Origin of the sequence: Gluconacetobacter diazotrophicus PA1 5 (assembly GCF_000021325.1) — a bacterium.
Lineage (GTDB): Bacteria > Pseudomonadota > Alphaproteobacteria > Acetobacterales > Acetobacteraceae > Gluconacetobacter > Gluconacetobacter diazotrophicus.
In genome coordinates, this window is sequence record NC_011365.1 from 3,716,066 (window position 1) to 3,736,980 (window position 20,915).

Annotated in this window: 22 protein-coding genes; 11 read left to right on the plus strand and 11 right to left on the minus strand. The window is 69.3% G+C overall.

All coding sequences use genetic code 11. From position 1 onward, the window contains the following. From GDIA_RS17060 to sucC, 7 genes are all read right to left on the minus strand, one after another. Nucleotides 1-1,464: a SulP family inorganic anion transporter gene (locus GDIA_RS17060; RefSeq protein ID WP_012554928.1), complete on the minus strand. Its 1,464-nt coding sequence runs from the start codon at nucleotides 1,462-1,464 to the stop codon at nucleotides 1-3. Nucleotides 1,465-1,468: 4 nt separating this feature from the next. Continuing rightward, nucleotides 1,469-1,996, minus strand: a complete 528-nt coding sequence (locus tag GDIA_RS17065; RefSeq protein ID WP_012554929.1) for a 6-pyruvoyl trahydropterin synthase family protein — start codon at nucleotides 1,994-1,996, stop codon at nucleotides 1,469-1,471. Further along, the gene (queC, locus tag GDIA_RS17070; protein WP_012554930.1) at nucleotides 1,989-2,726 is read right to left on the minus strand and encodes a 7-cyano-7-deazaguanine synthase QueC; all 738 of its coding nucleotides are present in this window, start codon (nucleotides 2,724-2,726) and stop codon (nucleotides 1,989-1,991) included. The genes GDIA_RS17065 and queC overlap by 8 nt, the downstream gene beginning before the upstream one ends. A 2-nt stretch (nucleotides 2,727-2,728) precedes the next feature. Next, the gene (queE, locus tag GDIA_RS17075; protein ID WP_012227176.1) at nucleotides 2,729-3,364 is read right to left on the minus strand and encodes a 7-carboxy-7-deazaguanine synthase; all 636 of its coding nucleotides are present in this window, start codon (nucleotides 3,362-3,364) and stop codon (nucleotides 2,729-2,731) included. 52 nt (nucleotides 3,365-3,416) lie between these two features. Next, the gene (gene bioB / locus GDIA_RS17080) at nucleotides 3,417-4,427 is read right to left on the minus strand and encodes a biotin synthase BioB (RefSeq protein WP_012554931.1); all 1,011 of its coding nucleotides are present in this window, start codon (nucleotides 4,425-4,427) and stop codon (nucleotides 3,417-3,419) included. 121 nt (nucleotides 4,428-4,548) lie between these two features. Next, complete coding sequence (gene sucD, locus GDIA_RS17085) at nucleotides 4,549-5,430, minus strand: succinate--CoA ligase subunit alpha (RefSeq protein WP_012227174.1); 882 nt, start codon at nucleotides 5,428-5,430, stop codon at nucleotides 4,549-4,551. Further along, nucleotides 5,430-6,644: an ADP-forming succinate--CoA ligase subunit beta gene (sucC, locus tag GDIA_RS17090; RefSeq protein ID WP_012227172.1), complete on the minus strand. Its 1,215-nt coding sequence runs from the start codon at nucleotides 6,642-6,644 to the stop codon at nucleotides 5,430-5,432. The genes sucD and sucC overlap by 1 nt, the downstream gene beginning before the upstream one ends. A gap of 225 nt (nucleotides 6,645-6,869) precedes the next feature. Between sucC and GDIA_RS17095 the strand changes: the two genes are divergently transcribed. The 11 genes from GDIA_RS17095 to mltG all read left to right on the plus strand — a co-directional run bounded on the left by GDIA_RS17095 (nucleotide 6,870) and on the right by mltG (nucleotide 17,487). Beyond that, nucleotides 6,870-7,694, plus strand: coding sequence for a ferritin-like domain-containing protein (locus tag GDIA_RS17095; RefSeq protein ID WP_012227171.1), 825 nt, complete (start codon nucleotides 6,870-6,872; stop codon nucleotides 7,692-7,694). 44 nt (nucleotides 7,695-7,738) lie between these two features. Further along, a complete protein-coding gene (locus GDIA_RS17100) occupies nucleotides 7,739-8,353 on the plus strand; it encodes a Dabb family protein (protein ID WP_231854133.1) in 615 nt (204 codons plus the stop codon). 61 nt (nucleotides 8,354-8,414) lie between these two features. After that, nucleotides 8,415-10,544 (plus strand): M13 family metallopeptidase, encoded by a 2,130-nt coding sequence (locus tag GDIA_RS17105; RefSeq protein ID WP_012554932.1) that lies wholly within the window; start codon nucleotides 8,415-8,417, stop codon nucleotides 10,542-10,544. 92 nt (nucleotides 10,545-10,636) lie between these two features. Continuing rightward, nucleotides 10,637-11,395, plus strand: coding sequence for a glycine betaine ABC transporter substrate-binding protein (locus GDIA_RS17110; protein ID WP_012554933.1), 759 nt, complete (start codon nucleotides 10,637-10,639; stop codon nucleotides 11,393-11,395). Between the two features lie 2 nt (nucleotides 11,396-11,397). Then, nucleotides 11,398-12,234: a hypothetical protein gene (locus GDIA_RS17115; protein WP_012554934.1), complete on the plus strand. Its 837-nt coding sequence runs from the start codon at nucleotides 11,398-11,400 to the stop codon at nucleotides 12,232-12,234. Beyond that, nucleotides 12,231-12,743, plus strand: coding sequence for a YdcF family protein (locus GDIA_RS17120; protein ID WP_012554935.1), 513 nt, complete (start codon nucleotides 12,231-12,233; stop codon nucleotides 12,741-12,743). Before GDIA_RS17115 ends, GDIA_RS17120 begins: the two co-directional genes overlap by 4 nt. A 92-nt stretch (nucleotides 12,744-12,835) precedes the next feature. Next, nucleotides 12,836-13,807 carry an ACP S-malonyltransferase gene (fabD, locus tag GDIA_RS17125; protein ID WP_012554936.1) on the plus strand — a complete coding sequence of 324 codons (972 nt, stop codon included), beginning with the start codon at nucleotides 12,836-12,838 and terminating at the stop codon, nucleotides 13,805-13,807. Between the two features lie 46 nt (nucleotides 13,808-13,853). Next, nucleotides 13,854-14,603, plus strand: a complete 750-nt coding sequence (gene fabG, locus GDIA_RS17130) for a 3-oxoacyl-[acyl-carrier-protein] reductase (protein ID WP_012554937.1) — start codon at nucleotides 13,854-13,856, stop codon at nucleotides 14,601-14,603. A gap of 262 nt (nucleotides 14,604-14,865) precedes the next feature. Beyond that, on the plus strand, nucleotides 14,866-15,105 hold the full coding sequence (locus GDIA_RS17135; RefSeq protein ID WP_012227163.1) for an acyl carrier protein: 240 nt from the start codon (nucleotides 14,866-14,868) through the stop codon (nucleotides 15,103-15,105). 98 nt (nucleotides 15,106-15,203) lie between these two features. Further along, on the plus strand, nucleotides 15,204-16,436 hold the full coding sequence (fabF, locus tag GDIA_RS17140) for a beta-ketoacyl-ACP synthase II (protein ID WP_049762964.1): 1,233 nt from the start codon (nucleotides 15,204-15,206) through the stop codon (nucleotides 16,434-16,436). Nucleotides 16,437-16,467: 31 nt separating this feature from the next. Then, on the plus strand, nucleotides 16,468-17,487 hold the full coding sequence (mltG, locus tag GDIA_RS17145; RefSeq protein ID WP_012554939.1) for an endolytic transglycosylase MltG: 1,020 nt from the start codon (nucleotides 16,468-16,470) through the stop codon (nucleotides 17,485-17,487). Here mltG and GDIA_RS17150 read toward each other — a convergent pair. From GDIA_RS17150 to GDIA_RS17165, 4 genes are all read right to left on the minus strand, one after another. Continuing rightward, nucleotides 17,459-18,298 (minus strand): lipid-binding SYLF domain-containing protein, encoded by an 840-nt coding sequence (locus GDIA_RS17150; RefSeq protein ID WP_012554940.1) that lies wholly within the window; start codon nucleotides 18,296-18,298, stop codon nucleotides 17,459-17,461. The genes mltG and GDIA_RS17150 overlap by 29 nt on opposite strands. A 146-nt stretch (nucleotides 18,299-18,444) precedes the next feature. Beyond that, nucleotides 18,445-19,233 carry an inositol monophosphatase family protein gene (locus GDIA_RS17155; protein ID WP_012227159.1) on the minus strand — a complete coding sequence of 263 codons (789 nt, stop codon included), beginning with the start codon at nucleotides 19,231-19,233 and terminating at the stop codon, nucleotides 18,445-18,447. 72 nt (nucleotides 19,234-19,305) lie between these two features. Next, nucleotides 19,306-19,803, minus strand: coding sequence for an MmcB family DNA repair protein (locus GDIA_RS17160; RefSeq protein ID WP_012227158.1), 498 nt, complete (start codon nucleotides 19,801-19,803; stop codon nucleotides 19,306-19,308). Between the two features lie 9 nt (nucleotides 19,804-19,812). Continuing rightward, the gene (locus GDIA_RS17165) at nucleotides 19,813-20,910 is read right to left on the minus strand and encodes a glycosyltransferase (protein ID WP_012554941.1); all 1,098 of its coding nucleotides are present in this window, start codon (nucleotides 20,908-20,910) and stop codon (nucleotides 19,813-19,815) included. Nucleotides 20,911-20,915: the final 5 nt, after the last annotated feature.

Genomic DNA, 20,915 nt, shown 5'->3' on the forward strand with positions numbered 1-20,915 from the left:
TTACGCGCGGGCGACTTCCAGGTCCGAATGCCGGTCGATCAGCGTGGCGCTGGCGTCGTTCAGCCCCAGCAGTTCGACCGTCATGCCGTGCTGTTCCAGGCGCGCCACGATGTCTTCCAGCGTGCCGACGGCCGTGATGTCCCAGAAATGGGCGTGGCGCAGGTCGATGCGGACATGGCGCGCGGTATCCAGCGTCTCGAACCGCTCGGCGAACAGGTCGGCCGAGGCGAAGAAGATCTGCCCGGTGACGCGATAGGTCCGCGTGCCGCTGTCGGGGTCGAACGTGTTCTGGACCGTGACCATGCGCGAGACGCTGGCGGCGAAGAACAGGCCGCTGAGCAGCACGCCGACCAGCACCCCGGCCGCCAGGTTGTGCGTGGCCACCACCACCGCCACGGTCGCCAGCATCACCAGGCTGGCGCCGCGCGGGTGCGTCCGCAGCGTGCGCAGCGACTGCCAGGAAAACGTACTGGCCGACACCATGATCATGATCGCCACCAGGGCGGCCACGGGCACGCGCGCCACCCATGGCCGCAGCACGACCATCAGCAGCAGCAGGAACGCCCCGGCGACGAAGGTCGACAGCCGCCCGCGCCCGCCATAGCGCAGGTTGCCCACCGTCTGCCCGATCATGCCGCACCCGGCGATGCCGCCGAACAGGCCGACCGCGATGTTCGCGATTCCCAGCCCGACGCATTCGGTGCGCTTGCTGCTGTGGGTTTCGGTCATGTCGTCCACGACAGTGGCCGTCATCATCGATTCCAGCAGGCCGACCATCGCCATGGCGACGGCGAAGGGCAGGACGGTCTGCAGCGTCGCCAGCGACAGCGGCACCTGCGGCCAGACCAGGTGTGGCAGGCTGTCGGGCAGGCGGCCCAGGTCGGCCACGGTATGGACCGGCATGGGCCACGCCGCCGCGACCAGCGTCAGCACCACGATGCAGATCAGCGGCGAGGGGATGGCGCCGAACACGCGCGGCACGCCATAGATGATCGCCAGCCCCAGCCCGATCATGGCGTAGGTGTGCCACGTCACATGCAGCATGTGCGGCACCTGGGCCGAGAAGATCAGGATGGCCAGCGCGTTGACGAAGCCGGTGCGCACCGGCCGCGACACGTAGCGCATCAGCAGGTGCAGCCGCAGCGCGCCGGCCAGGATCTGCAGCGCGCCGGCCAGCAGCGTCGCGGCCAGCAGATACTGCACGCCATGCGCCCGCACCAGCGCCGCCGCGACCAGCGCGACCGACCCGGCGGCCCCGGAAATCATGGCCGGCCGGCCGCCGGTGAAGGCGATGACCACGCTGATGACGAACGAGGCATACAGCCCCACCTCGGGGTCCACGCCGGCGACGAAGGAAAAGGCGATGACCTCGGGAATCAGCGCGAAGGTGCCGACCATGCCGGCCAGCACGTCGCGGACCATGTTGCCGGTCCATTCGGCGCGATAACGGGCAAAACCGGTCATAGGGTCAGATATCCGCGATACTGTCGTCGGCACGCCGCCACCAGCATTGCGCGGCAGGGCGGGGGGTCGGCAGCACGTCCAGCGGCTCGCCTTCGAATTCGACGGTGTTGGTGGGGGTTTCCTGGAGGGTGATCCCGGCGCAGCGCAGCACGCCGCCATCGGCGTCCAGCAGCGCGTTCAGCTTGGCCATCATCAGGCAGGCCGTCAGTTCGGTCGTCGGGTCGCCGGGGGTCACCACGATGCGGCGCGCCCGCTCGGGCTCGTTCGCGCGGAACCACGCCAGCAGCGGGTCGTCCTCGGCCAGTTGCAGCGCATGGTCCAGCCGTTCGTCGACGAAGCGGTGCCAGCGTCCCTTGGCGCGCTGGAACGAGACGACCATGTTGCCCGCGCCATCCAGCGGGCGCGGCGCGGTGGGGCGCAGCCGCACGGTTACGAACTCGTTGTGGCCGTGGGGCAGGGCGCAGCTCTCGCTGGCGCCGTGAATCAGCCGGTGCCCCATCGAGAAACGGCGCGTGAAGACCAGGTCAAGCATCGGCGCCGTCCGCGACATAGCGTTCCCATCCCGCGCGGCGCAGCATGCAGGCGGGGCAGGTGCCGCAGCCATGGCCCCAGGGATGCATCACGTCGCGCACGCCCAGATAGCAGCTATGGCTCTCGCGGTTGATCAGCTCGACCAGGTCGGCACCGCCCACTCCCTCGGCCATGCGCCAGGTCTCGGCCTTGTCGATCCACATCAGCGGCGTGTGCAGCACGTAGCGGCTGGCCATGCCCAGGTTCAGCGCGACCTGCATCGCCTTGATCGTGTCGTCGCGGCAGTCGGGATAGCCGGAATAATCGGTCTCGCACATGCCGCCGACGATGTGGCGCGCGCCCCGCCGCGCGGCCAGCGCCGCCGCGAAGGTCAGGAAGATCAGGTTGCGTCCGGGGACGAAGGTGCTGGGAAGCCCGTTCTCGTTCATCGTGATCGCGGCATCGCGCGTCAGCGCGGTGTCCGACACCGCCCCCAGCGCGTCCAGCGCCAGCGTATGGTCCTGGCCCAGCCGGGTGGCCCAGTCCGGGTCCAGCGCCGCCATTCCGTCGCGCAGCCGCGCCCGGCAGGCCAGTTCCACCGCATGGCGCTGTCCGTAATCGAAGCCCACGGTTTCCACCCGGCCGAAGCGCGACAGGGCCCAGGCCAGGCAGGTCGCGGAATCCTGCCCGCCGGAAAACAGCACGATCGCGGCTTCCTGCAACGGATCGGCGGGGGTCAGGGATGTGGCCATTTCTAGGGTATCCCGATCAGCTTGTGGGTTTGCAGCGACAAGCGCCAGCGCGGGTGGGCGCGGCAATAGGCGACGGCCGCCGCCGTGTTCGCGGCCTGGGCGGGCCCGTCCATGGGTTGCAGCCAGAATTGCCGGAAATCCAGCCCCGCCACGCGCTCGGGCAGCAGGTCGGGCTGCGGATAGACCAGCTTCAGTTCGTGCCCGGTGCGCTGCACCAGGTCCGCGCCCGCCTTCGGGCTGACGCAGATCCAGTCCACGCCGGGTGGGACGGGCAGGGTGCCGTTGGTCTCGACCGCGATCTCGAAGCCCCGTTCATGCACCGCCCCGATCAGCGCGTCATCCAGTTGCAGCAGCGGCTCGCCACCGGTGAAGACGACGAAGGCATGCTCGCGCCCCGGTGCCTCCCAGGTCGCGGCGATCGCGTCGGCCAGCGACGAGGCATCGGCGAAGCGGCCGCCGCCCGTGCCATCCGTGCCCACGAAGTCGGTATCGCAGAAACGGCAGACGGCCGTGGCGCGATCGGCCTCCCGCCCCGACCAGAGATTGCATCCGGCAAAGCGGCAGAACACGGCGGCACGGCCGGCATGCGCGCCCTCGCCCTGGAGGGTCGCGAACATCTCCTTGATCGCATACGACATGGCGGTGGTTTCCGACACGCCGCTGCGCGACGCAAGTGCTAAATGACGGCGTTCAGGCCTGGGCCAGACTCGTATGCATCCCCAGCCGCGCGAGCAGCCTGGCATCGCGGCTGGCTTCGGGGTTGGGGGTGGTCAGCAGCTTCTCGCCATAGAAGATCGAATTCGCGCCGGCCAGGAAGCACAGGGTCTGCGCTTCGTCCGTCATGTCCTCGCGCCCCGCCGCCAGCCGTACCCGGCTGGCCGGCATGGCGATGCGCGCGGCGGCGATGATGCGGACGAAGTCGATCGGATCGACCGGATCGGCCCCGGCCAGCGGCGTTCCCGCCACGCGGACCAGCAGGTTGATCGGCACGCTTTCGGGGTGCCGCGGCAGGCTGGCCAGGCTGGCGATCAGCCCCGCGCGGTCGTCGTCGTTCTCGCCCATGCCCACGATGCCGCCGCAGCAGACATTGATCCCGGCATCGCGCACATGCGCCAGCGTATCCAGCCGCTCCTGATAGGTGCGGGTGGAAATGATGGACCCGTAATGCTCGGGCGAGGTGTCCAGATTGTGGTTGTAGTAATCCAGCCCGGCCTCGCGCAGGCGGTGCGCCTGCCGGTCGTCCAGCATGCCCAGCGTGACGCAGGTCTCCATGCCCAGGCTCTTCACGCCCTCGACCATGGCGCAAACGGTCTCCAGGTCATGATCCTTGGGCGAACGCCACGCGGCGCCCATGCAGAAGCGCGCGGCCCCGGCGTCCCGCGCCGCCCGGGCTTCCTTCAGCACGGCCTCCACCGCCATCAGGCGGCTGGCCTTCACGCCGCCGTCCTCGTGCTTCGCGCTCTGCGGGCAGTAGGCGCAATCCTCGGGGCAGCCGCCGGTCTTGATCGACAGCAGGGTGGAAATCTGGATCTCGGTGGGGTCGAAGCGGGCGCGATGCACGCTCTGCGCCCGGAACATCAGTTCGGGGAAGGGCAGGGCGATCAGCGCCGCGATCTCGTCCCGCGTCCAGTCGGTGCGCACCGGCGGAAGCGACGGGTCGGCATGACACGGCGAGGTGGACGGGATGACACCATCGGGCATCGGGCTGGTTCCTGGACTGTCGGCGATAAGGAACACGCTCTGCCACAGAAGGGGGGGCGGTGTCACCCAAGGCGTGCCCGGCCCGCGCAACGGGACGGGCACGCCTTGTGCGGCGGGCGGGTCAGGCGCGGCCCGCCATGACCTCCAGCAGCGTATGGCCCAGCAGCGCCGGGCTGATCGAGACATGGATTCCCGCCGCGCGCAGGGCGTCGATCTTGGCCCCCGCCGTTTCGTGCCCGCCGGTGATGACGGCGCCGGCATGGCCCATGCGGCGCCCCGGCGGAGCGGTGGCACCGGCGATGAAGCCCACCACCGGCTTCTTCGTGCCGCTGTCGCGGATCAGCGCCGCCGCCTCGATCTCCGACGTGCCGCCGATCTCGCCGATCATGATGATCGAATCCGTGTCCGGGTCCGCGATGAAGCGTTTCAGCACGTCGGTGAAGTCCAGCCCCTTGACCGGGTCGCCGCCGATGCCGACACAGGTGCTCTGCCCCAGCCCCGCCGCCGTCGTCTGCGCCACGGCCTCGTATGTCAGCGTGCCGGAGCGCGAGACGATGCCCACGCGCCCGGGCCGATGGATCGCCCCGGGCATGATGCCGATCTTGCATTCGCCGGGGGTGATGACGCCCGGGCAGTTCGGCCCGATCAGTACGCTGTCCGACCGGGCCAGCACCTGGTGGACGCGCACCATGTCCAGGACCGGAATCCCTTCGGTGATGCACACGATCAGGGGCATGCCCGCCGCGATGGCCTCCAGGATGGCATCGGCGGCGCCGTCGGGCGGCACGTACAGCACGGTGGCGTCCGCGCCCGTCGCCTCGCGGGCCTGCGACACGGTGTCGAAGACCGGCAGGCCCAGATGGACCGCGCCGCCCCGGCCCGGGGTCACCCCGCCGACCAGCCGGGTGCCGTAGGCCAGCGCCTGTTCGGAATGGAAGGTGCCCTGGGCGCCGGTGAAGCCCTGGGTGATGACGCGGGTGCCGCGATGGACCAGGATGGACATCAGGCGGCCCCCCCGGCGAAAGCGGTTTCGCGCACGGCGGCGACGATCTTGGTGGCCGCGTCGGCCAGGTCGTCGGCCGGGATGATCCTCAGCCCCGATGCCGACAGGATCTGGTGCCCCTGTTCGACGTTGGTGCCGGCCAGCCGCACCACCAGCGGCACGTGCAGCCCCGTTTCGCGCGACGCGGCGACGATGGCGTCCGCGATGATGTCGCAGCGCATGATGCCGCCGAAGATGTTCACCAGGATGCCGCGCACCTTGCGGTCGGACAGCAGGATGCGGAACGCCGCCGCCACCCGTTCGCGCGTGGCGCCGCCGCCCACGTCCAGGAAGTTGGCCGGTTCCTCGCCCTCCATCTTGATGATGTCCATGGTCGCCATCGCCAGCCCGGCGCCGTTGACCATGCAGCCGATGGTCCCGTCCAGCCCGACATAGGCCAGGCCGTGGCGCGCGGCCTCGCGCTCGCGGGGGTCTTCCTCGTTCTCGTCGCGCAGTTCTTCCAGTTCCGGATGGCGGAACAGCGCGTTGTCGTCGAAGCTCATCTTGGCGTCCAGCGCCAGAAGGTCGCCCGACCGGGTGACGACCAGCGGATTGATCTCGACGATCGCGGCGTCCAGCGCCACGAACGCGTCATAGGCCGCGCGCAGCACGGTGGTGAAGGCGCGGATCGAGCGTCCATGCAGGTCCAGCCGCGCCGCCAGCGTGCGCGCCTGGTAGTCGGACAGGCCGGTGGCCGGGTCGATCGGTTCCTTCAGGATACGCTCGGGCGTGGCGGCGGCGACGTCCTCGATCGCCATGCCGCCGTCCTGCGACGCCACGATGACGATGCGCCCAGTGCCGCGATCCACCAGCAGCGACAGGTACAGCTCGCGCCCGATATCGCATCCGGCCTCGATATACAGGCGGCGGACCACGCGGCCGGCAGAGCCGGTCTGGCGCGTGACCAGGGTCTGGTCCAGCATCGCGATGGCGGCCTGCTCGGCATCCTCGGGCGTGCGGGCCAGGCGTACGCCGCCCTTGCCGCCGGGATCATGGGCGAAATGACCCGCGCCGCGGCCGCCGGCATGGATCTGCGCCTTGACCACCACCAGCGGGGCACCCATCGCGCGGGCGGCCAGCAGGGCTTCGTCCGGGGAACGGACGACGCGCCCATCGGGAACCGGCATGCCGAAGCCCTTCAACAGGGCCTTTGCCTGATATTCATGTATGTTCATACGGTTTGATCCGCGTTTGTTATCGTTGCGCGCCCGGGTAAGCCGGGGTGGGGCGAACCGGGTGGCATGCTGGGGTGGGCATGGTCCCGATCAGCTCTGCATGGCATAATCGGATCGTTTATGCCATCTCGGAAGCTGAAAAGGATCTGTTCAGACCCGTATATGCCCCGTGCGGGATACCGGGGAACGCGGGTGGGACGAAAGCCGGGGGAAAGACAGGGCAGGATGAAACATTGGCGCATTGAACAGATGGATTGGGACAGTTTCGATCCGGCGCGCCTGGACCCCGACATCATCCCGGTGGTCAAGGCGGCTTCGGTCGTCGAACGGAACGGCGTCGATTACGCCGTGTACCTGAACAACGTGTTCTTCGACGACCCGGCCTTCCAGGCGGCCGCCGACAACTGGGCGATCGAGGAAGTGCAGCACGGCGACGCGCTGGGGCGCTGGGCGATGATGGCCGACCCGACCTGGAACTACCCCGAGGCCTTCGCGCGCTACCGCGAATCCTACAAGCTGGAACTGGAGGTCGACCGTTCGATTCGCGGCTCGCGCACCGGCGAGCTGATCGCCCGGTGCATGGTCGAAACCGGGACCTCGTCCTTCTATACCGCCCTGGCCGACGCGACGGACGAACCGCTGCTGAAGGCGATCTGCCGGCAGATCGCGGCCGACGAATACCGGCATTTCAAGCTGTTCTACGACCATATGCACCGCTACCTGAAGCGCGAACGCCTGGGCGTGTGGCAGCGCGCCCGCATCGCCCTGGGCCGGGTGACGGAAACCGAGGACGACGAACTGGCCTCGGCCTACCACACGACCAACGAACCGCCCGGCGTGCCCTACGACCATCGGCGCTGCATCGCGGCCTACATGGCGCGGGCCATGCGCGTCTATCAGCTCCGGCACACGACCCGCGTCACGGGCATGATCCTGAAGACCATCGGCGTGGCACCCCATGGCTGGGTCCATGCGCTGATCGCCCAGGTGATCTATCGTGCGATTCGCCTGCGCCAGAAGAAATTCGCCCGTCAGGCCGCCCTGGCATGACACGGCCGCCCGCTTCGAAAGGCTTGCTGCAGAAGGACTACCACATGTTCGACCGGACCAAGGCTGCGGCCGCCGGGCTGCTGGCGGCGAGTCTCCTGGCGGGCCTGCCGGCGCGGGCCCAGCCTTATTCCCTGCCAATCGCGACCTCGCCGGCGGCCCCGCCGCTGCCCGACGCCGCCGCCACCGCCGTCCAGCAGGTGATGGCCCAGGTGGGGGTCGCCGCCTTCACTGCCCCCGATTTTCGTCCCGGCCTCGTCCGGCACATGGTGCTGTTTCGCTTCCAGAAGGCCGTGACCCCCTTCCAGAAGGCCGAAATCGCCCGGCGCTTCCTGGAACTGGCGGTCGATTCGCGTCGCCCGGACGGACGGCCGCTGGTGCTGTCGATCGAAAGCGGGATACAGGACAGCGGCGAAGGCCAAGACGAGGGATACGAGATGGGATTCCTCGTCTCGTTCGCGTCCGAGGGGGATCGCAATTATTATGTGGGCCGTCCGGTTGTGACCGCGCCCGGTTTCTTCGACCCCGCGCATGACGCGTTCAAGGCGTTCGCGTCGCCGTACCTGGCAGGGGCCATGGTCTTCGACTATCGCGTCGCCGCCATGGCGCAGCCGCCTTCGGCCGCGAAGCCGGCGAAGGGCGGGGCGGCCCGCCGCAAGTAAGCCACCCGTCCGGGTGGCAAGTAAGCCACCCGTCCGGGTGGCGAGATATAAAGGGAGCAGGATGTCAGATTTCACGGGATACGGATCGGGCCGTCGGGGCGGGCGGGCGCGTGCGTCGTTGCTGTGCGGAACGGCATTTCTGGTTGCGGCCGGACTGCTCGCCTCCGGGGGGGCCCGGGCAGCCGATATCGCGCAGACCTCCGCCGCCAAGGAGCCTGCCGCGCCGTCCTACGGCACGTGGGGCTTCGACATGGCGGGCCGCGACACCGCGATCGTGCCGGGCAACGACTTCTTCGGGTACGCCAACGGCCGTGCGGTGCATGACATCGTCATTCCCCCGGACATGACGGCCTATGGGCCGTTCAACATGCTGCATGAACTCTCGCGCCAGCGCGTGCAGGCCATCCTTCGGGACCTGTCGGCCCACCCGGTGGCGCAGCCCGCAACGGTGGACCAGAAGCTGGGCACCTTCTATGCGACCTTCATGGACGAACAGGGGATCGAATCCCTGGGCGTCCGTCCGCTGGCCCCCGGGCTGGACGCGATCCGCGCGGTGGACACCCGCACGGCCTTCGCCGCCCTGCTGGGCCGGGCGCAGTCGGGTTTCCAGTATTCGCTGTTCGGGCTGGGAATCCAGCCCGACGCCAAGGACCCGACCGTCTATGCCCTGACGCTGGACCAGGCCGGGATCGGCCTGCCGGACCGCGATTATTACCTGAAGCCCGCGATGGCGGCGAAGAAGACCGCCTACCAGGCCTATGTCCAGCAGGTCCTGACCATGATCCAGTGGCCGGACGCGGCGAAGATGGCGCCCGCCATCGTGGCGTTCGAAACCCGGCTGGCCGGTGCGCACTGGGCGCGGCAGGACATGCGCGACCCCGACCGGACCTACAACCCGATCACAGTGCCGGACCTGCGCAAGCGCGCGCCAGGCTTCGACTGGGCGGCCTACCTGACCGGCGCCGAACTGCCGCCCGGCATCGTCACGTCGGGCACCCTGATCGTCGGCGAACCCGATGCCGTCGTGGGCGAAGCCCGGATCGCGTCCGAAACCGACCTGGCCACGCTGCGCGCCTGGCTGGCTTTCCACCTGGTGGACAACGCGGCGCGCTACCTGCCACGCGCGTTCGTCCAGGCCTCGTTCGACTTCAACGACAAGACCCTGGGCGGCCAGCCGCAACTGCCCGAGCGCTGGAAGCGCGGAGTGACAGTCACCAGCAGCGCGATGGGCATGGCGCTGGGTCAGACCTATGTCGCGCGCTACTTCCCGCCGGCCTATCGCGATACGATGCGCGCCCTGACCGGCGAACTGAAGGCCGCCTTCCGGGTCCGGCTGCAGCATAATGAATGGATGGGCCCGCAGACCCGCGCCGCAGCGTTGCAGAAGCTCGATCATTTCACCATCCAGATCGGCTATCCCAACCGCTGGCGTGACTACAGCACCCTGCCGATCCGCCAGGGGGACGCGTACGGCAACGCGGAACGGGCGGTGGCCTTCGAATGGCGCTACTGGCTGGGTCACCTGGGCCACCCGGTGGACCGGGACGAGTGGGACATGACGCCGCAGACCGTCAACGCCTACAACAACCCCCTGTTCAACGAGGTCGTGTTCCCCGCAGCGATCCTGCAGCCGCCGTTCTTCAACCCGAAGGCCGACCCGGCGATCAATTACGGCGCCATCGGCGGCGTGATCGGGCACGAGATGACGCATTCCTTCGACGACGAGGGGCGCAAGTTCGACTACCTCGGCCGACTGAAGGAATGGTGGACCAAGGACGACGCGGCCCGCTTCGACAAACTGGCGGCCCGCTTCGGCGCGCAGTACGACGCGTTCCAGGTCCTGCCGGGCGTGCATGTGAACGGCAAGCTGACGATGGGCGAGAACATCGCCGACCTGGGCGGCCTGACCCTGGCGCTGGATGCCTATCATGCGTCGCTGCACGGCAAGCCCGCGCCGGTGATCGGCGGACTGACCGGCGACCAGCGCGTGTTCCTGGGCTGGGCGCAGGTCTGGCGGCAGAAGATGCGCGACGATACCGTGCGGGCGCGGATCATGACCGACCCGCATTCCCCGCCGCAGGCGCGGGTCAACCTGCCTATGCATAATATCGATGCCTGGTATCGGGCATGGAACGTCAAGCCGGGCGACACGCTCTACCTCAAGCCCGAGGCGCGCGTGAAAATCTGGTAACGGCGGCCCGCGTCCCGGCTTTTTGTCCGGCCGGCCCCTTGCGCAAACGGGTTTCACCTGCTGGAACCACCCCGAATACGGGGAGAGGTGATATGACGACGGTGACGCTGGGCCATCCGGATACCATTCTGCACGCGGCGGCGGCGGCGGCCGTGGTGCGCGTGCTGGAGGCCTACGAGATGGAGGTCGAATACGTCACCGGGACCCGGAACGACCTGTCGGCGGCGATGGCGGCGGGCGGGATCGACCTGTTCGTGTCGGCCTGGCTGCCGGATATCGATCCCGACTGGCTGGCCCCCGCGCTGGGGATGGAAGCGTTCGGCGGCCTGTACAAGCCCGTCTTCGGCTGGGCCCTGCCCGAGGGCAGCGCCCCGCACGTCGTCACCATCGCGGACCTCGCCACCGATGACGGCACGGTCAGCCGCAACATCGTGACCCCGGAATCGGTGATCGAACGGGTGCGGCAGGGCGTCGCCGCCTATGGCCTGACCGAATGCGGCTTCACCCTCGACGCCCGCCCCGACGAGGACGCGTTCCAGCACGCCGCCCAGGCGATCGAAACCGGCGAGGCCACGATCCTGCCGCTCTGGCAGCCCCATTTCCTGCATCATGGCGGCCGGCTGCGCCTGCTGGACGACCCCAAGGCCGGCCTGGGTGGCGAACAGCAGGCACGGTTGCTGCTGCGCACGGCGGCGCGCGAGACGCTGGATTCCGACCTGCTGGACGAACTGGACGAACTGACGCTGGGCAACAAGGTCGTCAGCGCCCTCGATTACGCCATGCGCCACGAGGGCATGAGCGCCGACGAGGCCGCCGAGGCCTGGCAGCGCGGCAAGCTGCTGCCGCGCTAAGGATGTCCGGCTTCCTGCACGAGGTCGATTACTGGCTCTTCGGTGCGCGCCGCGCGCGGTCGCAGCCGCTCTATGCGCTGGTCGAGGGGGCGGAAGGCGCCCAGGCGCTGGCCGCCGACCTTGCCCGTGCCGGCCGGCCCGGCGGCGTCACGCGCCTAGACCCCTCCGCCACGCTGCGGGACGCGCCGTATGATTTCATCGCCTGCGACCTGCGCCCCCATGCCGGCCACGACCTGATCCTGGCCGATCTGGCGGGCCTTCTGGCGCCGGGCGGCGGCATGCGGATCACGGTCGCGGCTGCGTCCTGTGACGTGCCCGGCCTGTTCGGGCTGCTGGATCGCGCGGGATTGCAGGCCGCCAGCCTGCTTCCGCCCTTGCTCTATGACCCGGACGCGTTCCAGCCCGATCCCGGTCCGTATTCATGCCTTCCCACCGTGCCGGACCGCATGCGGGCCGCCATGGGCGAATCGCTGGCGGGCGACGTGCCGGCCCACGTGGTCTACGCCCGGCGGACCGGCGACGATATCGCCTGGGCGGACCCGATGGACCGCGCCGCTGTTCCCTTCCTGCGCGATGGATCGGGCGTCGAACTGGTACGGCGAATCCGGCTCGAGGACGACCGCCTGCCGGTCACGCTGGGTACCCGAATCGTCGCCCTGAAGGTGCCGCCGCAGACGCGGGGACTGGTGCCGCTGCTGGACGGCGCGCGCACGGTCGCCGATCTGGTGGCGATCATGGTGTCTCGCGGCGTGCCCGCCGAACGGTTCGATGCGATCTGGCGGACGATGTTCGCGACCCTGTCGGGCCTGAACCAGGTGTTGCTCCAGGCACCGCCGTGACGGCGGGGCTGCCCGTCGTGATCTTCGGGGCCGCGGTCCGTCCGGACGGCACGCCGACCGCCACCCTGCGCTACCGGACTGAAGCCGCCATCGCCTATGGGCGCACCCTGCCGTCCCCGCTGTTCATTCCCACCGGCGGCAGCCCGGACGGCCGTCCGACCGAAGCTGCCCTGATGGCGGACCTGCTGCGCGCGGCCGGGGTGCCGGATCGCGCGATCGTGGTCGAGGACACGGCGCGGGATACGCTGGATTCGGTGCTGGCCTGCACGGCCCTGCTGCGGGCCCGGGGGTGTCGCGGCCCGGTCGCGGTGGCCAGCAGCGCCTATCACCTGCCCCGGTGCCTGGTCCTGATGCGTCAGGCGGGCTGGCGCGTCGTGCGTGTGCCGCCGCCCCGGGTGCCGGCCTCGCGTCATCTCGGGCGCCGGTGGTTCTGGCGCCTGCGGGAAATCCCGGCCCTGCCGTGGGACATGCTGCTGCTGGCCCGTCAGGGACGCGCGTCCGGCGATTGACCCGGGCGATTGACACGGGCGACCTCCTGCCGCCATCTCGCGGGCCGGAAGGCGCACCATCCATGCGCAACATCTTGAATAACGAGGACGCCATGCCTGTTCACGCTTTCATCTTCCCCGGCCAGGGCAGCCAGTCCGTCGGAATGGGAAGCGAACTCGCGGCAGCTTTCGCCCCGGCGCGCGAGGTGTTCCAGGAAGTCGACGACGCGCTGGACCAGAAGCTGTCGGCCCTGATGTTCGAAGGACCGATGGAGGACCTGACCCGCACCGAAAACACCCAGCCCGCCCTGATGGCCGTGTCGCTGGCGGTGCTGCGGGTGCTGGAGAAGGAAGGCGGCCTGGACCTGAAGCGCACGGCTGCCCTGGTCGCCGGCCACTCGCTGGGCGAATATTCCGCCCTGGCGGCGGCCGGCGCGCTGGGTATCGCCCAGACCGCGCGCCTGCTGCGCCTGCGCGGCACCGCCATGCAGAAGGCGGTGCCGGCGGGCGAGGGCGGGATGGCCGCGCTGATCGGCGTGGACCTGGACCAGGCCCGCGCCATCTGCGCCGAAGCCGCGATCCTGCGGACCGAGGGCCAGCCGGACCGGACCGAGACGATCGAAATCGCCAATGACAATGGCGGGGGCCAGATCGTCATTTCCGGCCGCCTTTCGGCCGTCGAGCGGGCGATCGGCGTGGCCAAGGCGCGCGGGGTGAAGCGCGCGCTGCTGCTGCCGGTGTCGGCCCCCTTCCATTGTTCGCTGATGGCCCCCGCCGCCGACGCGATGGGCGAGGCCCTGGAGCGGGCCGAGATCGCGCCGCCGGTCGTGCCGGTGGTGGCGAACGTGTCGGCGGCCAAGGTGACGGACCCCCAGGCGATCCGCGACCTGCTGGTGCGCCAGGTTACCGGGACCGTGCGCTGGCGCGAGAGCGTCGAGGCGATGGCGGCGATGGGCGTCGACAGTTTCGTCGAACTGGGCGCCGGCAAGGTGCTGTCCGGCCTGGTGCGGCGCATCGTCCCCGACGCGGCGACCCGTTCGGTCGGCACGCCGGCGGACGTCGAGGCATTTCTCGCGACCCTGTGATGGATCGCTTTATACGGACTGATATTCTAGGGACGAGGACAGGCTGATGTTCAGGTTGGATGGCAAGACCGCGCTGGTAACGGGCGCATCGGGGGGAATCGGTGCCGCGATCGCGCGGACCCTTCACGCCCAGGGCGCCCGGGTCGTCCTGTCCGGCACGCGGGAGGCCGTGCTGGCCCAGGTCGCGGCCGAGATCGCGCCCGACGGCACGCGGGTCCATGTCTGCCCGGCCGACCTGTCCGACCCGGCGGCGGCCGACGCGCTGGTCGCGGCGGCCGAGACGATCGCCGGCGCCCCGCTGGACATCCTGGTCAACAATGCGGGCCTGACGCGCGACGGGCTGGCGATTCGCATGAAGGACGAGGACTGGAACCGGGTGATCGAGGTCGACCTGGCTGCCCCGTTCCGCCTCTGCCGTGCTGTCCTGAAGGGCATGCTGCGGCGCCGGGCGGGCCGGATCGTCAGCATCGCCTCGATCGTGGGCGTGACCGGCAATGCCGGACAGGCCAATTATTCGGCGGCCAAGGCCGGCATGATCGGCATGAGCAAGTCCCTGGCCCAGGAAGCCGGGCCGCGCGGCGTGACGGTCAATGTGGTGGCCCCCGGCTTCATCCAGACCGCCATGACCGACGTGCTGTCCGACGCGCAGCGCGAAAAGCTGCTGGGCGGCATTCCGCTGGGCCGCATGGGCCAGCCGGACGATATCGCCGCCGCCGTGGCCTATCTGGCGTCGGACGAGGCGGGATGGATCACCGGCACGACCCTGAACGTCAACGGCGGAATGGCGATGCCCTGACGGGGCCGATTCCGCTGGACGGCGAAGGGGATATGACGGAAAACAGTGCGCTTTTGCCGGATTCGTCCAGGCGCCGGGCGGCAGATTGTGGCGGAAACACGATCCCCGCCTTGGCGACGGCCGAGAAACCGTGCTAATCCGCCGCTGCTTCGTCCGAAGCGGGCTGGACGTGTTTCCCGCGGTTCCGGTTTGCGGGACGTCAGACAGGACGAATGAATTTCGAACCGCCCGTTTCTATGGGGCAGACAGGAAGCGAAGACAGATGAGCGAAATCGCCGACAAGGTTAAGAAGATTGTGGTCGAACACCTCGGTGTCGAGGAAAGCAAGGTCACGCCGGAAGCCTCCTTCATCGACGACCTGGGCGCCGACAGCCTTGACACGGTCGAACTGGTGATGGCGTTCGAAGAAGCCTTCAGCGTTGAAATTCCGGAAGACGCGGCCGAAAAGATCGCGACCGTGAAGGACGCGATCGACTACATCGAGAAGCAGAAGGCCGCCTGAAGTCGGCCGGGAAATCGGATTTCGTGATCAGGGAGCGGAGCGGGTTGATACAGTCTGCCGGAGTGGCGTCGGAACGTCGACGCGTCGTTGTCACCGGTATGGGCATTGTCAGCCCGCTCGGGCTGGGGCTCGAACATAACTGGTCGCGGCTGATCGCGGGGGAAAACGGCTTCGGCCGTATTTCCTCGTTCGACCCATCCGATCTGCCCGCGCATGTCGCGGGCGAAGTGCCTGCCGGCCCGACCGCCGAGGGTCGCCTGACCCTGTCGGACTGGGTGCCCGTCAAGGACCAGAAGAAGATGGATCGCTTCATCCATCTGGGCCTCGTCGCGGCGACCGAGGCGGTCGAGGATTCGGGCTGGAAGCCGGAATCCGAGGAAGATCGCTGCCGGACCGGCGTCATGATCGGCTCGGGCATCGGCGGCCTGCAGACGATCTACGATGCGTCGGTGACGGTGCATGAAGGACGCGCGCGGCGCCTGTCGCCCTTCTTTATCCCGTCCGCGCTGATCAACCTGGTCTCGGGCCATGTGTCGATCAAATACGGTTTCAAGGGACCCAACCATTCGGTCGTGACCGCCTGCGCCACCGGCGTGCATGCGATCGGCGACGCCTCGCGGCTGATCATGCTCGGTGATGCCGACGTCATGGTCGCCGGCGGGGCCGAGGCCGCCGTCTGCCCGCTGGGCATCGCGGGCTTCAGTTCGGCGCGCGCGCTGTCCACCGCCTTCAACGACACGCCGGAAAAGGCGTCGCGTCCCTGGGACCGCGACCGCGACGGCTTCGTGATGGGCGAGGGCGCCGGCATCGTGGTGCTGGAAGAGTACGAGCACGCGAAGGCCCGCGGCGCCAAGATCTATGGCGAAGTCATCGGATACGGCATGTCCGGCGACGCCTATCACATCACCGCCCCCGCCGAGGGGCACGAGGGCGCCTATCGCGCCATGCAGGCCGCCGTGCGCAGCGCCGGGATCGACGTGGCGGATATCGGCTACGTCAACGCCCACGGCACCTCGACCATGGCGGACGACCTGGAACTGCAGGCGGTCGAACGCCTGTTCGGCGACGATGCCGGCAAGGTGGCCATGTCCTCGACCAAGTCCGCCATCGGCCATCTGCTGGGCGCGGCCGGCGCGGTCGAGGCGATCTTCTCGATCCTGGCGATCCGCGACAATGTCGCACCGCCCACGCTGAACCTGGACAATCCGTCTCGCGAGAGCGCGATCGACCGGGTGGCGCACGAGGCCCAGCGCCGCAAGATCGATATCGCCCTGTCGAACAGCTTCGGCTTCGGGGGCACCAACGCCAGCGTCATCCTGCGCGGCGTCTGACCGGCCGCGCCATCGGCCGCCGACAGGCAGGATGTTCAAGCGCCTCATTATAACCGGCCTGCTGCTGCTGGCCCTCCTGTGTGCGGGGGCGGGCGGCATCGCGGGCTGGGCATGGTTGATGTATGGCGCGCCGGGGCCGGCCACGCAGGCCCGTGCGGTGGTCGTGCCCCGGGGCGGCCTGGGCAGCACCGTCGCCACCTTGCAGCATGCGCGGGTGATCCGGGACGGACGCCTGGCCGCACTGGTCTTTCGCGTGGCAGTGCATCTGACGCGGCGTGACGGCGTCCTGCATGCGGCGGAACTGGAATTCCCGGCCTATGGCTCGATTCGTGACGCGCTGTTCGTGCTGCGCCACGCCCGGCCTGTGCTGCATCCCATAACGGTGCCCGAGGGCCTGTCGGTCATCCAGGTCATCGACCTCGTCGATCGCGCACCGGTGCTGTCCGGCCCCATGCCGTCGCTGGCCGAGGGCGATGTCCTGCCGCAGACCTATGATTATGAATGGGGCACGTCCCGCGCCGCGTTGCTGGCACGGATGCGGGGCGCGATGGACACGACCCTGGATGCGGTCTGGCGCGATCGCACGCCGGTGCCCGAAATACCCGACCGGCGCACCCTGCTGATCCTGGCATCGATGGTCGAGCGCGAAACGGCGATTCCCGCCGAGCGCAAGCAGGTGGCGCGCGTCTTCATCAACCGGCTGCGTCTCGGCATGCGCCTGCAATCCGACCCGACGGTGGTCTATGGCATCAATCACGGGGCAGGGCCGCTAGGCCACGCGCTGACCCGCGCCGAACTGGCGGCGCCCAGCGCCTACAATACCTATACCCTGCCGGGCCTGCCCGTCGGCCCGATCTGTTCGCCGGGCCGCGCCGCGCTGGACGCGGTGGCGCACCCGGCGGACGGCGACGCCCTGTATTTCGTCGCCGACGGCACGGGCGGCCACGTCTTCGCCGGTAGCCTGGCCGATCATAACCGCAATGTCGGTGCCTATCGGGCGCGTAAGGAACCGCAGGGGGCCCTTACGGGGGCGACAGGGGCTGGGCGTTGATGGGGCCGGATGACGGCGCGGGGGTGACCTGCGCCGGTTCACCGCCCGCCGGCGAATAGGCCCCCGGCGGGCCCGCCGGGGGCGGCATCGCGGGTGCGGGCGCGGCTGAGGCCTGGGCCTGCACCTCGCTCAGCGCGCTGCGCAGCGGGTCGGCACCGGGATTGTTGACGCGCATCGAGATCACGATGTCCTCGGGGCCGACGATCTGGTTGTAGTAGGACCGGTTGGCACTGCTGTTGACCGACAGTTTCGACCCGCCCAGCGCGGCGCCGGCGAACAGGCCCTTGGATTTCTGGATGGCCATGATGTCAGTGTTGCGCTGGCCGGTGGTACCGCTCTCGATCCCCGACCCCATGGTAGCGAACGATGCCCCCGCGTCGGCGCCAAGCTGGAACTGGTTGTCCACCAGCGCCTGCAGCCCGCGATCGGTCATGACGAAGAACATGACCTGGGAATCCTGCATCCCGAGCTGGACCCCGACAGTGGCCGAATCCAGGGTGAAGAAGGCCGGGTCCGACCACGACCCCCGCGCGTCGCGCGACAGCAGGACGCATCCGCCCCCCGATCCGCCGAACCCGATCGACATGCGGAAGATCGACGGGCAGACCATCACCGCGCGGGCCTTGACCATATAGCGGGTGATTTTGCTGTCCGGACGGGCACCGGCGAACATGTCGCGTACGGTCAGGGTGGCGCGGTCCACCAGGGATTGCTGTCGCTCGCTGCTCGCCAGGGCCGAACCGGCCGGCAGCGCCAGTACCGCCGCCAGCACCGCCAGCGTCCCGCGGGAAAGACCGTCTCGCAAAGACATGCTCCGTTTTCTCCCAGAACATCCATTATCGGATGCCCGTTCAGATAATGTGCGAAATGCGTCCGGGTTTACCGAACCGTTCGGACAATGACCCGGACCAGATCCCTGTTCCTAGTGATTTTTTATGGCGCAACCATGGCCATGGGTCAGTCCAGCGGAACCTCCAGCGCGACCGCCAGATCGGCGGCTATTCCAGGCGCCGCCGCAAGAAGGGTGATCCCGCCCTCCAGCCCGCCATCGCGCAGGAAGGGCGAGACGCGTGCCCCCGCTTCCTCCAGCAGGACCAGGGCCGCCGCCACGTCCCACAGGTTGATCACGATCTCCAGATAGCCGTCCAGCCGCCCGCAGGCGACGTCGGCCAGGGCCAGCGCGCCCGACCCGCTCGAACGCGGCATGGCCCCCAGGCGCAGGATGGTCGCTGCCTTCTCGGCGAAGACGCCGTCGGGCACGCGGCTGCTCCACCCCATCTCCACCATGGCCGAGCGCGTGTCCGTCACCGCCGAGGCCCGGATCGGCCGGCCGTTGAGGAATGCGCCGTGCCCGCGCACGGCGGTATAGGTCTCGCCCAGCGCCGGGGCCTGGATGATGCCCGCGACCGGCTGGTCGCCGTCCAGCAGGCCCAGCGACACGCACCAGCGATTGCGCCCGCGCGCATAGTTCGATGTCCCATCGATCGGATCGACCACCCAGCGCAGGCGTCCGGTGCGGGTGCGGCCTTCCTCCTCGCCCTGGAATCCGTCCTCGGGGAACAGGGTGTCGATCCGCGCGGAAATCAGGGCCTCGACCGCGCCGTCCGCCTCGGTCAGCCAGTCCTGGGCGCTCTTCAGCTTCGCGGTGGGGCCGCCCGAGGGCGGACGCATGGACATGGCCAGGTCGGCCGCGTCGCGGACAATGGACCGTGCGGCTTCGAACCGGCACAGGATGGCGTCTGACATCGGTGGCCCTCTCTTGATCAGCGTCTGGCAGCCTGCATGGCGTACAATGCGGTTCCTGTCAGCCGGGTGGCGTCATTCGACCCGTCGCGCGGTCCGCAGCGCGGCGGTCACGGCGGGGTCGTCCAGGCGGCCCAGACGGGTGGCGGCCTGCATGGCGAACAGATGTGTCAGCTTGCGCCGCCGCGCGGGCGCCAGGGCCGAGGTCGCCGAGTCGCGCAGGATGGCGCTCTCCGCGATCACGTTCAGCCCGCCGGGCACGGCATCGGTATCCGCGACCATGATCCCGGCCGTATCGGGCAACAGGTCCCGGGGGAAGCCCCGGTCGACGGCGAAGAAAAGCTGGTCGCACCAATCCCGGTAGCAGGCCCATTTGGCATCGGTCAGGAAATCGCGCGGACCGGATTTGATCTCGATGCAGACGAAGCCGTTATCGGGCCGCAACGCCATGATATCCGCCCGCCGCCCGTCCGGCAGGACCAGTTCGTGCAGCGCCGCCCAGCCCATCTGGCCGCAGAGATGGACGACGGCGCGGCGAATGGCGATCTGGTTCTGGACAAGGTCGATGGGCATCGCGGCGTGTCACGGTCCCGTCCCGGCGTTCGCCGGGGGCAGGACGCGCTCCAGGATCGCCCGGCCGGCGGCGTCGAAGCGCGCGGGGGCGAAACGGTCCAGCACGTGGGCGCGTGCCGCCTGTCCCATCCCGGCCAGGGCTTCCGGCCGGCGCAGCATGTGTGCCAGCGCGGCGGCCAGGGCGGGGGCGTCTCCGGGGGGAACAAGCCGGCCGGATATCCCGTCCGTGACGGTATGGGAAATCTCGCCGACCGAGGACGCCAGCGGGGGCAGGCCGGCCTGCATGGCCTGATGCACGGCAATGCACAGGCCCTCGCGCCGCGACGGCTGCACATAGGCATGCTGCGCTGCCAGGAAGCCCGACACGTCGGTGCAGAAGCCATCCAGGCGAAGGGTCGTCAGCCGCAGGTCGCGGATCAGGGCTTCAAGCTGCGGCCGGCCGGCGCCCTCGCCGGCGATCGAGATCGAAAAGGGCGGCAGCGATCCATCCGTCTTCAGGATTGCCAGCGCGTGGCACAGGACGTCATAGCCCTTGGCCCAGTGCAGCCGTCCCAGCGACCCGATCCGCACGGTCTCGCCCGGCTGCCAGGGGCGGGCGACGGGGCAGGCCGGGTCGGCGCGGAAGATCGGCCACAGCGCGGCCCGGTCGGCCGGAATGGCCAACCGGTCGCGCATGAAATCCATCACACAGCGTGAATCGGCCACCCAGATACGGCTCAGCCCCCGCAAGGCGCGCAGCAGGCGGATATTCGCGCGGCTCAGCCCCGCATTATGCTGCCAGCTGACGACGGGAACGCGCCGCGCCAGCCCGACGACCTGTCCCAGCACGGTGGCCCGGGTCAGCGATGTCCAGATCAGGTCGGGACGGTATGCCCCGATGCACCGGTCCAGCCAGCGCAGGGCGGCCAGTTGGTCCTTTTCGCCCCCCGGTCGCACCTGCACCGGCAGGGAGGCCGCCTGCAGGGCCGGCAGCGCACGGCCGTCGCGGCGGGTCAGCGCGAACAGGGCGACGTCATGTCCGGCCCCGCGCATGACGCGGGTGATATCCGGCACCGGAAAGGCGGCCCCCCCGCCTTCGAGCGAATTGATGACATAGGCGATGCGCATGGGAT

Bases quoted from the DNA above. Each gene is read 5' to 3' on its own strand.
- mltG (WP_012554939.1), top strand. From the start codon at position 16,468: ATGTTCAAGCGCCTCATTATAACCGGCCTGCTGCTGCTGGCCCTCCTG.
- GDIA_RS17115 (WP_012554934.1), top strand. From the start codon at position 11,398: ATGTCCGGCTTCCTGCACGAGGTCGATTACTGGCTCTTCGGTGCGCGC.
- queE (WP_012227176.1), bottom strand. From the start codon at position 3,364: ATGTCGTATGCGATCAAGGAGATGTTCGCGACCCTCCAGGGCGAGGGC.
- GDIA_RS17160 (WP_012227158.1), bottom strand. From the start codon at position 19,803: ATGCCCATCGACCTTGTCCAGAACCAGATCGCCATTCGCCGCGCCGTC.
- sucC (WP_012227172.1), bottom strand. From the start codon at position 6,644: ATGAACATACATGAATATCAGGCAAAGGCCCTGTTGAAGGGCTTCGGC.
- GDIA_RS17095 (WP_012227171.1), top strand. From the start codon at position 6,870: ATGAAACATTGGCGCATTGAACAGATGGATTGGGACAGTTTCGATCCG.
- sucD (WP_012227174.1), bottom strand. From the start codon at position 5,430: ATGTCCATCCTGGTCCATCGCGGCACCCGCGTCATCACCCAGGGCTTC.
- fabD (WP_012554936.1), top strand. From the start codon at position 12,836: ATGCCTGTTCACGCTTTCATCTTCCCCGGCCAGGGCAGCCAGTCCGTC.
- GDIA_RS17065 (WP_012554929.1), bottom strand. From the start codon at position 1,996: ATGCTTGACCTGGTCTTCACGCGCCGTTTCTCGATGGGGCACCGGCTG.
- queC (WP_012554930.1), bottom strand. From the start codon at position 2,726: ATGGCCACATCCCTGACCCCCGCCGATCCGTTGCAGGAAGCCGCGATC.
- fabF (WP_049762964.1), top strand. From the start codon at position 15,204: ATGGGCATTGTCAGCCCGCTCGGGCTGGGGCTCGAACATAACTGGTCG.
- GDIA_RS17135 (WP_012227163.1), top strand. From the start codon at position 14,866: ATGAGCGAAATCGCCGACAAGGTTAAGAAGATTGTGGTCGAACACCTC.
- GDIA_RS17100 (WP_231854133.1), top strand. From the start codon at position 7,739: ATGTTCGACCGGACCAAGGCTGCGGCCGCCGGGCTGCTGGCGGCGAGT.
- GDIA_RS17110 (WP_012554933.1), top strand. From the start codon at position 10,637: ATGACGACGGTGACGCTGGGCCATCCGGATACCATTCTGCACGCGGCG.
- GDIA_RS17165 (WP_012554941.1), bottom strand. From the start codon at position 20,910: ATGCGCATCGCCTATGTCATCAATTCGCTCGAAGGCGGGGGGGCCGCC.
- GDIA_RS17060 (WP_012554928.1), bottom strand. From the start codon at position 1,464: ATGACCGGTTTTGCCCGTTATCGCGCCGAATGGACCGGCAACATGGTC.
- bioB (WP_012554931.1), bottom strand. From the start codon at position 4,427: ATGCCCGATGGTGTCATCCCGTCCACCTCGCCGTGTCATGCCGACCCG.
- fabG (WP_012554937.1), top strand. From the start codon at position 13,854: ATGTTCAGGTTGGATGGCAAGACCGCGCTGGTAACGGGCGCATCGGGG.
- GDIA_RS17150 (WP_012554940.1), bottom strand. From the start codon at position 18,298: ATGTCTTTGCGAGACGGTCTTTCCCGCGGGACGCTGGCGGTGCTGGCG.
- GDIA_RS17155 (WP_012227159.1), bottom strand. From the start codon at position 19,233: ATGTCAGACGCCATCCTGTGCCGGTTCGAAGCCGCACGGTCCATTGTC.
- GDIA_RS17105 (WP_012554932.1), top strand. From the start codon at position 8,415: ATGTCAGATTTCACGGGATACGGATCGGGCCGTCGGGGCGGGCGGGCG.